Source organism: Macrococcus carouselicus (assembly GCF_004359515.1).
In the GTDB taxonomy this organism is placed as follows: Bacteria; Bacillota; Bacilli; order Staphylococcales; family Staphylococcaceae; genus Macrococcus; species Macrococcus carouselicus.
In genome coordinates, this window is sequence record NZ_SCWD01000005.1 from 33,970 (window position 1) to 46,871 (window position 12,902).

Here is a 12,902-nt window from a genome sequence, read left to right on the forward strand (position 1 = left end):
ACCCTCCTAATAAGTGATTTTCTTCTTGCCGATATACATCTGAATCAGCGTGAAGATAAAGATGATGATGAAAAGCACATAGGCCGCAGCACTGGCAACACCGAACTCCCACTCACCGTAGAATTTATTGAAGACATAATAGACAACAGTCAGCGCGCTGTTTGAAATACCAGCCTTGCCGTTGAAGAGCGCATAGATTTCGTCGAACACTTTGAAGCCGTTGATGACAGAGATGATAGAGACAAAGAACAGTGTGGGCGCAAGCCCTGGAATCGTCACGTTCAGGAAACGATGCCAGCGATTCGCTCCGTCAATCTGCGCCGCCTTGTAATAGTTCTCATTGATGTTCTGCAGACCTGCGAGCAGAATAATGATGTTATAACCGAGACCTTTCCAGATGGCGAGAATGATGAGCGCCGGCATGCTCCACTTTGAACTCGTCAGCCACGGGACGGGATCAATACCGACGAAACCCAGGAAATAATTCAGCAAACCGTACTCAGAATGGAAGATCCAGCGCCAGACAATAGAGACGGCGACGACACTCGTTACAAACGGAATGAAGTAAATCGTTCTGAATAATCCTTTAAAGTTGATCTTCGCATTCAGCATCATCGCGATACCGAGCGATAACAGAATCGAAATCGGCACCACACCCAGCACAAAGATAAACGTATTCTTCAGAGCCAGATGAAATTCAGGATCCTTTAATATATAGGTGTAATTATCAAGACCATACGCTGACACGACATCATTGAAATAGTCATAGTCTGTATAGAACGACATGAGAAAGGACTTGAACATCGGATAAATGATAAAGACACTGATAATGAGCAGCGCCGGCAGTAAATAGAGGTAGGCTTTAAGAGATTTCATGCACATCACCTGTACGCTGGCCCTGATTGTCAAAGAGATGGATATCCTGTCTGCGTGCCTGGATATGTACAATATCCTGATTGAAGACCGTATGCTTCGGCACAAACACCTTAAAACGTTGACCGCTCGTATGCTCCACTGTTACGAGAACATCTTTGCCGATCTTCTCAACAAGCCCGACACGAACTGGCAGACCACTGGAACTGATTACCATATCCTCAGGACGGACTGCCATACTATGAAAGCGTGCAGCGCCGATATGAGGGACCAGCTCTTTAATCTCTGCTTCATTCAGAGCCGTCACTACATTGATTGTCGGTGAACCGATGAACTCAGCAACGAAGCGTGAGTTCGGCAGATCATACATATCACGCGGATCACCGTGCTGAATCAGATGACCATCCTTCATCAGCACCACCTGATCACTGATACTGAGCGCCTCTTCCTGATCATGCGTGACAAAGAGTGTCGTAATCTTCAGACGCTGCTGAATCTCACGGATCTCCTCACGCATCGTCAGCCGGAGCTTCGCATCCAGATTAGACAGCGGCTCATCAAGCAGTAATACCTCAGGCTCACGAACAATCGCACGTGCAATCGCGACACGCTGCTGCTGACCGCCGGATAACTGGCCCGGTTTGCGGTCAAGTAAATGGTTGATTTCAACCAGTTTCGCCGCCTGCACTGCTCTTTCCATGCTCTCTTTCCTGCCGACCTTCGCCATACGAAGAGGAAATGCAATATTCTTCAGAACTGACATATGGGGATAGAGCGCATAGTTCTGGAACACCATGCCGATATTCCGTTTTTCCGGCACAACCTTCGTGACATCTTTCCCGTTGAAGAGAATCGAGCCTTCAGTCGGCTCATACAGACCTGCCAGCATGAAGAGCGTCGTACTCTTGCCGCAGCCAGAAGGACCCAGAAGACTGACCAGCTTACCGGAGTCAATCGTGAGATTCAAATCATTGACCGCCATTGTATCTTTAAATTTCATAGAGATATTTTTAAGTTCAATAGACAATTCCATTCCTCCTCCGCCAGCTACGCTAGCATTTCAGAATAACAGTAGAATGTAAATCCAAGGTAAACTTATTGTGAATTAATCTAAAGATGTCTATAAAAAAAGACACCCACAAGGAGTGTCGGATATAAATATATTTTTAAAATCGAATATTTAAGAGGTATCTTTCCTCTTCTCATCAACTCAAATAAATCGATGCATTCTACCTCAAATCTATCACAAACATCCGATATATGTAGTTCTCTTTTGGTCGGATTTGAATCTGATAAGTTACGATCTCGTTTTTCCATAGTAACAATTGTGTAACCATATACTTTTGCAACAGCAATCAACCAGAGGTCTGCTTTATCTATACTTTTGCCCATTCATTAAAACTTCTATCTTGATAGCAAAGTGCATCATTTACATATTGCAGTATTTTTTGATACTCCTCTAAGATATCCTATTTTGTATGTGAGTCATTTAATTATAGTCTTTATTTTTGATAATGGGAATGATTTATAATCTCTTTATCATATCTTTTCTTGAGGCGTCTATATTCTTGTTACAATGGACTCAGCAGATTAAGGAGGTCCTACTATGAACACTATCCAGAAACGTGCGATTCAGATTCTAAAGGAAACTTACGGCGAATCAAGTGAATTCCGTGAAGGTCAGCTTGAGGCAATTACGGCGGTGGTGAATAGGCAGAAGACGCTGGTGATTCAGAAGACCGGCTGGGGTAAGTCGATTGTGTATTTCATTGCGACGAAGATCCTCCGTGCGCGTGGTGCGGGGCCGACGATTATTATCAGTCCGCTCCTGGCACTGATGCATAATCAGATCGAGGCTGCGGGTCGTCTCGGTCTGAATGTAGTGACCATCAACAGCAATAACCGGGACGACTGGGAATCTATTTATGATGCGTTCAATGAAGTCGATGCGATTATTGTCTCGCCTGAGAAGTTATCGAATACGGCGTTCATTGACAAGCTCGGTACGGTGACTGATATCGAGATGATAGTTGTGGACGAGGCACATTCCATCTCTGACTGGGGTCATGATTTCAGACCGGATTATCAGCGCATCGTCTATCTGCTGAAGAGTTTCCCTGATCATATCGCGATTCTCGGTACGACGGCGACGGCCAATGACCGGGTGATTCAGGATATCAAGGACCAGCTCGGTGATGAGCTGCAGGTATTCCGCGGTGATTTGATACGCGATAATATTTCAATACAGGTTAATCCTGCACAGAGTAAGGTTGAGCGGCTCGCTTTTATCACGGATGCGTTGACCCGTCACCCTTTCCTTAGTAAGCAGCAGGGTATCATCTACTGCCTGACGAAGAAGGAATGTGATTCGGTCGCTGACTTTCTGACACGGAACGACATTTCGGCTGTCGCCTATTATTCAGGTGTGCAGAACGAATCCGGCGAGGATATTTCTGAGGCAATACTGAATGACTTTCACACTGGTCAGATGCGGGTCATTGTCTCAACGGTGAAGCTCGGTATGGGTTATGACAAATCGGACATCGGCTTCGTCATCCACTTCCAGCTGCCGCAGAACCTGATTGCTTACTATCAGCAGATGGGACGTGCGGGGCGTGATGGCTCTGCTGCTCTGGCGATACTTCTCCATGGTGACGAGGACGAGGAAATTATCAAGTCGTTCATTGAGAGTGCGAATAAGGACCCTGAGCTCCTGCAGCAGATTCTAGAAGTCATCGGTGCTAGTCGAGATGGTCTGAAACGGAACGAGATTCTGCAGCACTTCAATCTGAACGTCACGAAGCTTGCCTCGGTGCTGAAGTATCTCTATGTTCATAACTATATCTATATGGAGAAGAGTCAATACTACGTCCATCCGAATCATCATTTTGATGCAGCGAAGAACGCACAGATTCAAAAGCAGCTGAATGAGACCCGTCTCGCTGAACTGGATAACCTGAAGGCATTTGTCAATTATGATGGCTGCTATATGAAGTTCATTGCGGATGAGCTGGATGCGCCTGACACTAAAGAACAATGTGGCATCTGCGCGCACTGTCGTAATAGACAGTTTATAACGCTGGCGGAAGATAACCCTTATTTAGAACAGGCGAAGGACTATAAGAATAAACTTCACGGGGTGATAACGCCACGTAAACGCTGGTCGAACAACAAGAAGATTGACGATGCGCTGGTCTTTGAGCCCGGCTGGACTTATACCGTTGACCCCTACTCTCCAATCGGTAAGCGATTCATGCTGGAACGGGATCAAGGTCATTTCTCAGATAAGACTGTGACGACAGTGAGCAATTTTGTGAAAGAGCATATCGAGGCGAATCAGATTGAGGTGATTGTCGGGGTACCGAGTCTGAGAAGACCCAAGCTCGTCAGTGAGCTTGCGCGGAAGATGGCTGAGGTGAAAGGTATCTCTTATATCGAAGCACTGGAGAAAACAGCGAAAGGTGCGCCGCAGCGTGATATGCATAACTCGATGATGCAGGAACAGAATGCGAGAGCGTATCTTCATGTGACGAATGTGGAAGCGATTAAGGATAAGAATGTTCTGTTACTCGATGACCTGGTTGATTCAAGATGGACGATGACCGTTGCAGCAAGCCTGCTGCTGGAACAAGGTGCAGCACACGTCTATCCGTTTGCATTGGTGAATACGGGAAGCAGTGACTAAAAACCTTGAGAAGACTGAACTCTTCTCAAGGTTTTACTATTTGAACTATTCAGATGCACGCTTCTAGTAAAATAATCCCATCTATACTATAATAATCAAAAAGTCGTTAGGAGTGTTGTTATGCTAAAAGAGAAGAAAAGGACGCTTATTGTCTTAGCCGTCTTTCTCGTCCTTATTATTATGCTCAATGTCTGGTCTTATATAAGAACTCGCAATCTAGAAGATTTCTTAACAGGCATCCCTGTACTGTTGAGTCTACTGACAGTACTCATCGGTTATCCTATCGAAGAATACACACGCAAGAAGAGTTCCGGCAATATGCAGACTAAGCCACTGTCCACGCGCAAAAAATGGTCGCTGATCGGGGGTCTTGCTTACGGTGTAATCGCACTACTCTTACTGGCTTACGCACTCATATTTAAAATGCTCGGGTTCTCGACATCATTCTGGAACTATTTCTATCTAGCCTTTGCCTTTTTTATCGCGATTATCGCCGGACTCTACTTCCGGGATTACTTCCGGATGAAGCGTGAAGATTAATAATATTTAAAGGGATGACTTTTATGAATATCAATCCATTTACTTCATTATTTTCAGGCTTCTTAATGACACTTTACAGCTATTTTACCTTTGCCAACAGCATCTTGAATCACCCTGACCAGTGGCGTATCATTGCCTCAGGCCTTGGTTTCTCTTTGTTTTCCTTGCGACTGGTTTTGCCACCTACGTAATAGCAAGCCAACCTTTAGATATTGGGCAGAATCAATAGTCTAAATTCCCCATCACATATGTCCTCTATTTGAGCTTTATAGGACTTTATCAAGGAGAAGCAGACAATTTCACTCCCAGAAAGTTGTTTGTATCTGAAAATGGCACAAATTTACACAAGACAAAAAACCACCTATCCTTAAGATAAGTGGTTCGTGATGCACCTTGACGGATTTGAACCGCCGACCCCTTGCTTGTCGAGCAAGTATTCTCCCGCTGAACTAAAGGTGCTGATATTTTTCAATGTCTTATTATTATACCACCTGAAATCGATTTCGTATAGTAGTTATTATGGATATTTTACGCTCTGAATGATACGCTACAGTTATCAGTATTTCTTAGGAGGATTTATGGACAAACGTATCTATATCACCATCTTTTTAGTCGTCGCTTTCACGCTCTATCAGTTCTACGCAGGTTATCAGGCACTTGCAGCAGGTTACTGGCCCGGCCTATTATCTCCTCTGATGTACGTCGGAATCATCGGGCTGGTCATCAATCAATTGATGCTGTCGAATCTCCAGTCACCGTTCATGCGTCGCTACAAGCTGCCGCAGATCATCCGCTTCTCACTCACACTCATGATGATGCTGGTCGGTCTGTATGCGGTTCTGCTCGTACTGAATCTAGTCGCAGGTTCCATCTTCTCAGCTATCTTCAGCGGTCTGCTGCTCTACTCAAGCTACATGGGCTACCAGCATTCGCTTGCACTTAAGAATCAGTATAGATTATAGATGAATTTGTGAACGTTTTTCTTATCTTAAATTTACAAAATCTTTAATTTACTGACAATCTATTTCCCGCTATACTTAAGGTATCAAACAAAAGGGGATACGAACTTGAAAAAAATCACAACTGTCTTGCTGGCCATCGCTATGCTTTTCGTCTTACTCGCACCTGTCTCTGAAGCAAGCACATACACATTGAAGAATAAAAGCCTGAAGATGCCGAACCTTTACAGCACGACTATCGCCAAGCAGCTGAAAAGCGGTACCTATAAGTATTACGGCGTCAAGCTCGGCAACACTAAAAAATATATGTATAATATGTGGGGTTCTGCTGCAAGTGCAACTGTCTCAAGAGGCTACGGCTCTACTGACGGGATGTACACTTACGGCAATGACTGGCAGCTGACAGCGAGTGCTTCTTATCCAAGTACAAAGGCTTCGACTGACAAATTGATTGTCGATTATATCTCTATCAGTGACAGCTACCACAAACATGAATACAGCAAGATCAAATCGGTTTTCGGTACGCCTCAGTATATCTATACTGCCGGGAAATACCGCAGTATTTCTTATAATGATGTACTTGATATCTCGTTCACTAAGGTCGGCACTAAGTGGTACGTGGAGGATATCACATCTTCCAAATACAACTTCTAATTTAAATCTGAACGCCAGAAGACATCATGTCTCCTGGCGTTTTTGTATATAAGCCTGTTACCGGTTCTGTGGTCTATACCGCTGCTGTCTCAGAATAATCGGTAGCTGGCTCTCGATTTTAGTGCGCGTCTTTCTTCTCTGCCAGATCCATCTTTGAACATGCTCCGGGTATAAGTAACTAAGCTTTTTACACAAAAGACATCTGCTCCTTTATTTTTAATTGAGTAGAATTCAGGGTATAGTGCTCTAAACAGTTCGAAAGGTTGGGTCTTATGCAAGTTGAGAAGTTACTATTTGACGGATTTGACGTCATCGGCCGTACTGTGCTGATCGGTATTATGGCATATATCGCCCTGATTATTATTCTACGTATCGGTGGCAAACGGACATTGTCCAAGATGAATGCCTATGACATGGTCGTCACGGTTGCACTCGGTTCTACGTTATCAGGTATCATGACCAGTAAGGATATCACCATCGCACAAGGTGTCACTGCCTTTCTGACTCTTGTGGTTCTGCAGTACATCTTTACGAAACTGTCTTTAAAGAGTGAGAAGTTCAGTTCACTGATCAAATCGAAGCCGACGCTCCTTTTCTACAACAGTGAGTTCATGCACGATGCAATGAAGCGTGAACGCATTCTTGAGATTGAGGTGCTGCAGGCGATCCGCTCCAACTCAGGTTCCTCCATTGAAAATGTCAATGCGGTCATTCTGGAGTCAGATGGTTCTCTGTCTGTACTGACAGGCGATAAGAGGCTTACGAAAGATGATGCGGTGCTCCGTAACCTGGAAAGACATGCTGAATGATTAAACTGAAAGACAGAACAGCTGTGCAGCTGTTCTGTCTTATTTTTAATCTATTCGATTTACGGTAATTTTTCATAATATTATCGGTTGAAGAGACAGTGCCAAAGAGGTCAGATGTGCGTGGCATCGCATCATTGTTTCCAGCAGTTGCTGCGACCATCAGCTTGTTCATGCACTCACCCTCCTCATGACTATCACTTCACATTCAGTATACCCTTTTCCTGCAGCCATGTTGCGGGATTTACAAAAACTATAGGCAGGCTTTACATCTGCTTTAAATTCTATATCTTTTATTGTCGTTTCAGCATCCTATCCAGTGACTTGAGCGTTGTGTCCTCGTCTGATTGCTGAAGTCCTCTGCCAGAACCTTATTCAGACACCAGGCGAAATGCGGTTCATCGTCAGACACGCGCATATATACGGATTGAGTGAGACGATATCAAGGTCCGGATGGTCACCGAACTGACGGACGGCATCCATCAGCACCCCTTATCTGCAGCGACAGAGAAAATACCGGATAATACCGTCAACGACTTAAGAGCGCACGGTTTTCTATTGGAACAAGCTGAATCTGCCATAGATTCAGCGATTTGCCTTCAGCATATTTGGGTTTCTTAGGCTCAACCCGGCGAGCGCCCAAAGCAGACTGTCTTTCCGCCGGACATTCAGTTCAGATGGCTGATACCTGTGTATCTGTTATTCATCATTGTATTCACAGCAGTCATTCTGCCTTTGCTGATGGTGATCATCATCCAGCGCAACAAAATAAGACACTCGATTGTGTAACCGAGTGTTTTTTAGATGAAATATAATAATGCAATAAAATGGAACGCGGCACCGAACAGAATAAAGAAATGCCAGATCATATGGAAATAGTGGCGTGATTTCTGTGCATAGAACCATGTGCCGATTGAATAGGCGAGACCGCCAAGCACCAGTAAGATGATGAACGTGAGATTCACCTTCGTGACGAGACTCGGGAATAGAATGATACCGAGCCAGCCCATCGCCAGATAGAGGGTAAGACTGACTTTTGGATTGACGTTCTTCGCTGTCGCCTTATAGACAATGCCGCCGATTGTGACGATCCACTGGATGATCATAATCGTCCAGCCTAATGTACCGCCGACGATACTGAGAGCGACCGGTGTATAAGTACCGGCAATCGCGACATAGATCATACTATGGTCGATGATACGCATCACATATTTGTGCATAGAATCTGCCGGCATCAGGTGATAGACACATGACGACAGGAACATCAGGAAGATGCTGATGAGGAAGACGGATATTCCGAGTGACAGCACGCTGCCGCCCATCAGATACGTCTTCACCGCGAAATAAGGCAGCGAGAATAAGATGAGAAATGCAGGAACACCATGAGAGACGGAGTTCCCGATCTCCTCCCCTAATTTAAGCGCACGTATATCTCTGAAATTATATGAGCTGTTAGTTATTGCCATCGTTTCACCTCTATATGATTATTGCATTTATTTTATCATGATTCAGAGGGGATGACGAAATTATACGTACTTGCCGTGTTTCGGTTTTGCCAGTGTATCAAAGTTGCGGGCAAGATCCTTGAGTTTCTTCCCGAGTTCTTCCCCCGCCATTGGCATGCCGTGCCCTGTCACTACAATTTCAGGGTTCAGGGCATTCAGTTTCTGCACGGATTCTTTCGCTGCCTGCCAGTCAGGTGTGAAATATCTCGGTGGACCGTTCAGTTCCAGCTTCTGACTCATTGCTTTGTAGAGGGAATCCTGATCTGTCGTTGTGATGGCATCGCCTGCAATTAGCAGGCCTTCCTTATCATTGTAGAAGGAGACGTGACCCGGACTGTGACCCGGAGTATGCAGCCATCTATAATCAGGAAGGTAAGGAACTGAGCCATCCTGTGGCAGTGCCTGTACGTGTGTCATCAGATTAATCGGTTCTTTCGGGAAGAGAAATGACAGACGCCCAGCTGAACTGCCTTCAACAGTCGGATCGGCATCCGGATAGCTTGATTCACCGGTCAGAAACGGCAGTTCAAGTGTATGCGCATAGACAGGCACCTGCCACTTCTCGACAAGTTCGATTATAGAACCGACGTGGTCAAAGTGACCGTGTGTCAGCAGAATTGCCTGAGGTTTTGCAGCCTTGCCGTAGTGTTCTTCAACAAGCCTGACGATCTCCTCTGCTTTCTTCGGCATTCCCGCATCAATCAGGACAAATGTGCTGTCACTGTTCTCAACAAGGAAGATATTCACCATCTGCAGTGTGTGCTGAATGACACCTGACTTGACCTCTGTTGTATGTCCCGTCGCAATAGATGTCATCGGAATCGATTTATAGTCGCTACCATAGTTCATTGAGTTCTCTCCTTTATCGTATGATTATCTGTCTTCTCTGATTATTACAGTCTGAGCTCCTTCATCAATCACAAAATAAATGTCATCACTATCTGTCTCTTCGTATTCAATCTCACCGTCATGCTCTACAGCCGAGACAGACCCGATCTCCTGAATGGAAAGCATGCCGTCTTCAAGTCTTGAAACATCACCTGTAACGATAATACTGTCTTCAAGCTTCGCAATTTTGTCATCCGGAAATTTCGTTTCGTTTTTAATATCCCAGCCATCGAAATGTGCCATGAAAAAACCCCCTTCACCTGTCTTCCATTAGTTATACCCTTTTTAGGTGAAGTTAGAGACAGTTAAGAAAGATTTCTATCTGCTGAGGGGATTTCAGAATGATGATTCTTTTGTTATCGTTAAGCATATTCAGTTTCTTTAGGATTGCCGGCTTTTTATTTCTTGGGAAATTCCAGATCCAAGAGAGGAATTCCAGATCAATTTTCTCGATGCAGCCCTCAGCCATATCCGGTCGGACCGTATGTCGATTCTGCAAGAAGCGCTTAATCGCCTGATATGTACAGATGCGCCGACTGATGTCGAGGAAGATAACAGTGTCCGCTTCCATTAGACGTATATCCATCGTCCCTGAATAATTGCCATCGATAATCCACTTATCATCCTTCATCAGCTGTGACTGAATCTCCCGCTGCTCCGCTCTTGAAGAAAGCTCCCAGTTTGGTTTCCACATATATGCATCCAGATGATGTACCGGTAGGTTCAGTTTGTGTCCGATTTGACGGGCAAGGGTCGATTTGCCTGAGCCACCAGAACCGATGATCATGATTCTCCTCATAGCAGCGGCTCCAGATTGGGCCACACTCTGTCTCTAGTGCTGAACACCACTTCGTCTGACAGAATATAATTCGCCATATCAGCTTCAGCAATCCATTTATAATCAATCGTCTCTTTTTCCTGTAAAGTGACACTGTCTTTTGCTGCACCAGTGTACGCTAAGTAACCGAAGTAATGCGTCTGATTGACATCACTCGTCAGGTTGTAAAGAGGGCTGAGTGACTCCACTTTGATTCCCGTCTCCTCCTGGAGTTCACGGACAGCGCCTGCTTCAATCTCCTCACCCTTCAGAATACTTCCTCCAGCCGTGATTTCAAATAGACCTCCTCCTCGCTTGTTCCAGTCTCGCTGCATCGCAAGAAAAGAGCCATCTGTATGACGCAGCACTACCTCCGCCACAATGTGATAGAGTTCATCAGGTATCAGATTTCCTCTTATAAGGTCTACGCCGGCTTTCTTTAGTTCTTTATCATACCCATCCCAGATTTCCATAATTGCCCCCCTTAATGTGTCGTTCTCCTATTATACATAACCCAAGGATGGGTAGAAAATAATGTTGTTGCTCAAGCTTCCATCCCAGTTGAGAGCTGCTCTCTTTACTGCTCAACAGAGACCAGCACCTTCTCCATACAAAAAAAACGGAGCGCTATGCTCCGGTTATGCTTTTCAGCTATAGATTGAAACGACTGTCAGGTACCCCTTCGCATCAAATGCTGCAAAGTAACCGCCATTTTTCGTTTCATATTTGAGGAATGTTTCCCCTACTTTATTTGTCGTTGTTCTGACTAACTTATTATCTTTATGTGCTTTCAGGAAGGCTGCTTTTGATACTGTGCCTTTTTTCACCGGAAACTCGATTGTGCTGACTTTACCACGATTGTCTTTGACAATTGTTGTGTCATAGACTTTTGATTTCTGTCCTTCTCCACCCACTTCAGCGTCTGATGCTACTTTGTAACCATTGAGTGTGAAGTTCTCATTTTTCAATGCTGAGACAAAGTATTTATTTGTCACAAATGTCCCATCGTATTGTGTATAACCATTGTAGTTGTAGTATGGCTTTTGGGCAGTTGCCGTTTTCGCATGGGCCGGTTGTTCAGCAACGACTGTTCCAGCTACTATAGTTGAAGCAATCATACCTGCTCCGATCATTCTGCTCCATTTATTCATTTGAATCACTCCTAATCTATTTGGTGCTACTCCGTTATTATAGACCTTTCAGTTTCATTTTACAAAAATTTTTATATTTACTTATAAAGTTATCTACTTATATTACATTATTGTATTTTTTAAAAAATATTACACAATTTTGACCAAATAGTGAACTTTTTATTATATAATGTCTGTAACTTACATATTGGGGGTAATTAAATGATTTGTAAAAATTGTGGTCATACAGTGAGTCCGAATGATAGTTTCTGCGGCGAATGCGGGGCAAAGATTCAGCAAGATGAGCAAAAACATGTGGAAGCAGTAAGGACTCATCAGCCAGAGACTGTTCATATCCAGCAAACCCCTATCATTAATAAGGAACAGTTAAACAGCCAGTCTCGTGTTCTTGTTAACGAAGGAAAAACATTCTTCTCCCAGGCTTTTAAAAATCATGATCAAGCTTTCGCTCAACCCAACCACTTCAGTCCCCTGCTCTCCGTTATTTTGATTGGACTTGGATTACTGATTGCCGCACTTTTCCTCTTTATCATGCTGCCGAGTGAAATAAATGCTTTAGGTATTTCGAAGACAGGTATGATTTTTAAGTTCATTATGAGCCTGCTGATTTTCATTGCTGTCTTTATCGCAGCAACTTTTCTACTAGCCAGATTCGCTATCAATCCAGCTCTGACTTTCAAGAAAGTACTATCAGATTATGTCTTAATCAACAGCTTCTCCTTTCTTATCTTTCTGACCGGCCTCTTACTGATTATCCTTTACTCTTACACGTTCGGATTAGGTATCATCTTTATCAGTGCAGTACTATTCGCCTTTTCGCCATTATATCTGATCGGTAAGTATTCCTCACATGTTCAGCCGGGCATTCCCAGTTTCTATACGATTATTATTTACATTCTTGCAATCAGTGTGGCATTCATCATTTTCGGTGAATCCACTATTACATCTATAACACGTGCATTCGCTGCTGCCTCTGGTAGCCTGCTGGATGGTATGTTCAATTCATTTAATGGTTACTAAGGAG

17 protein-coding genes and 1 tRNA gene are annotated in these 12,902 nt (G+C 44.1%); 7 read left to right on the forward strand and 11 right to left on the reverse strand.

The window, feature by feature from the left end; translation table 11 throughout:
• Positions 1-6 precede the first annotated feature (6 nt).
• The 3 genes from ERX40_RS09670 to ERX40_RS09680 all read right to left on the reverse strand — a co-directional run bounded on the left by ERX40_RS09670 (position 7) and on the right by ERX40_RS09680 (position 2,265).
• Positions 7-876, reverse strand: coding sequence for a carbohydrate ABC transporter permease (locus ERX40_RS09670; RefSeq protein ID WP_243713042.1), 870 nt, complete (start codon positions 874-876; stop codon positions 7-9).
• Positions 863-1,900, reverse strand: coding sequence for an ABC transporter ATP-binding protein (locus ERX40_RS09675; protein WP_133418304.1), 1,038 nt, complete (start codon positions 1,898-1,900; stop codon positions 863-865). The genes ERX40_RS09670 and ERX40_RS09675 overlap by 14 nt, the downstream gene beginning before the upstream one ends.
• Before the next feature lie 83 nt (positions 1,901-1,983).
• Positions 1,984-2,265: a DUF4411 family protein gene (locus ERX40_RS09680; RefSeq protein ID WP_133418305.1), complete on the reverse strand. Its 282-nt coding sequence runs from the start codon at positions 2,263-2,265 to the stop codon at positions 1,984-1,986.
• Positions 2,266-2,479: 214 nt separating this feature from the next.
• On the opposite strand from ERX40_RS09680, the gene ERX40_RS09685 reads away from it, so the two are divergent.
• From ERX40_RS09685 to ERX40_RS11335, 3 genes are all read left to right on the forward strand, one after another.
• Entirely contained in the window at positions 2,480-4,558 is a 2,079-nt protein-coding gene (locus ERX40_RS09685; protein WP_133418306.1) for a RecQ family ATP-dependent DNA helicase, read from the forward strand.
• A gap of 120 nt (positions 4,559-4,678) precedes the next feature.
• The gene (locus ERX40_RS09690; RefSeq protein ID WP_133418307.1) at positions 4,679-5,098 is read left to right on the forward strand and encodes a hypothetical protein; all 420 of its coding nucleotides are present in this window, start codon (positions 4,679-4,681) and stop codon (positions 5,096-5,098) included.
• Between the two features lie 23 nt (positions 5,099-5,121).
• The gene (locus tag ERX40_RS11335) at positions 5,122-5,289 is read left to right on the forward strand and encodes a hypothetical protein (RefSeq protein WP_165980737.1); all 168 of its coding nucleotides are present in this window, start codon (positions 5,122-5,124) and stop codon (positions 5,287-5,289) included.
• A 196-nt stretch (positions 5,290-5,485) separates the two neighbouring features.
• Here ERX40_RS11335 and ERX40_RS09695 read toward each other — a convergent pair.
• A tRNA-Val gene (locus ERX40_RS09695) sits at positions 5,486-5,557 on the reverse strand.
• Positions 5,558-5,676: 119 nt separating this feature from the next.
• Between ERX40_RS09695 and ERX40_RS09700 the strand changes: the two genes are divergently transcribed.
• The 3 genes from ERX40_RS09700 (at position 5,677) to ERX40_RS09710 (ending at position 7,520) form a co-directional block, all read left to right on the forward strand.
• Positions 5,677-6,060, forward strand: coding sequence for a hypothetical protein (locus tag ERX40_RS09700; protein WP_133418308.1), 384 nt, complete (start codon positions 5,677-5,679; stop codon positions 6,058-6,060).
• Positions 6,061-6,165: 105 nt separating this feature from the next.
• The gene (locus ERX40_RS09705; protein ID WP_133418309.1) at positions 6,166-6,711 is read left to right on the forward strand and encodes a hypothetical protein; all 546 of its coding nucleotides are present in this window, start codon (positions 6,166-6,168) and stop codon (positions 6,709-6,711) included.
• Positions 6,712-6,983: 272 nt separating this feature from the next.
• Positions 6,984-7,520, forward strand: a complete 537-nt coding sequence (locus ERX40_RS09710) for a DUF421 domain-containing protein (protein WP_133418310.1) — start codon at positions 6,984-6,986, stop codon at positions 7,518-7,520.
• Here ERX40_RS09710 and ERX40_RS09715 read toward each other — a convergent pair.
• The 7 genes from ERX40_RS09715 to isaB form a co-directional block, all read right to left on the reverse strand.
• Complete coding sequence (locus ERX40_RS09715) at positions 7,471-7,692, reverse strand: hypothetical protein (RefSeq protein WP_133418311.1); 222 nt, start codon at positions 7,690-7,692, stop codon at positions 7,471-7,473. The two genes, ERX40_RS09710 and ERX40_RS09715, sit on opposite strands and share 50 nt — an antisense overlap.
• 625 nt (positions 7,693-8,317) lie before the next feature.
• The gene (trhA, locus tag ERX40_RS09720; RefSeq protein WP_133418312.1) at positions 8,318-8,983 is read right to left on the reverse strand and encodes a PAQR family membrane homeostasis protein TrhA; all 666 of its coding nucleotides are present in this window, start codon (positions 8,981-8,983) and stop codon (positions 8,318-8,320) included.
• Positions 8,984-9,043: 60 nt separating this feature from the next.
• The gene (locus tag ERX40_RS09725) at positions 9,044-9,871 is read right to left on the reverse strand and encodes an MBL fold metallo-hydrolase (RefSeq protein ID WP_133418313.1); all 828 of its coding nucleotides are present in this window, start codon (positions 9,869-9,871) and stop codon (positions 9,044-9,046) included.
• A gap of 24 nt (positions 9,872-9,895) precedes the next feature.
• Positions 9,896-10,153, reverse strand: a complete 258-nt coding sequence (locus ERX40_RS09730) for a hypothetical protein (protein WP_133418314.1) — start codon at positions 10,151-10,153, stop codon at positions 9,896-9,898.
• 52 nt (positions 10,154-10,205) lie between these two features.
• Entirely contained in the window at positions 10,206-10,709 is a 504-nt protein-coding gene (locus tag ERX40_RS09735; RefSeq protein WP_133418315.1) for a DNA topology modulation protein, read from the reverse strand.
• Complete coding sequence (locus ERX40_RS09740; RefSeq protein WP_133418316.1) at positions 10,706-11,200, reverse strand: NUDIX domain-containing protein; 495 nt, start codon at positions 11,198-11,200, stop codon at positions 10,706-10,708. Before ERX40_RS09740 ends, ERX40_RS09735 begins: the two co-directional genes overlap by 4 nt.
• 174 nt (positions 11,201-11,374) lie before the next feature.
• Positions 11,375-11,878, reverse strand: coding sequence for an immunodominant staphylococcal antigen IsaB family protein (gene isaB / locus ERX40_RS09745; RefSeq protein WP_133418317.1), 504 nt, complete (start codon positions 11,876-11,878; stop codon positions 11,375-11,377).
• A 201-nt stretch (positions 11,879-12,079) separates the two neighbouring features.
• Between isaB and ERX40_RS09750 the strand changes: the two genes are divergently transcribed.
• Entirely contained in the window at positions 12,080-12,898 is an 819-nt protein-coding gene (locus ERX40_RS09750; protein ID WP_133418318.1) for a zinc-ribbon domain-containing protein, read from the forward strand.
• Positions 12,899-12,902 lie beyond the last annotated feature (4 nt).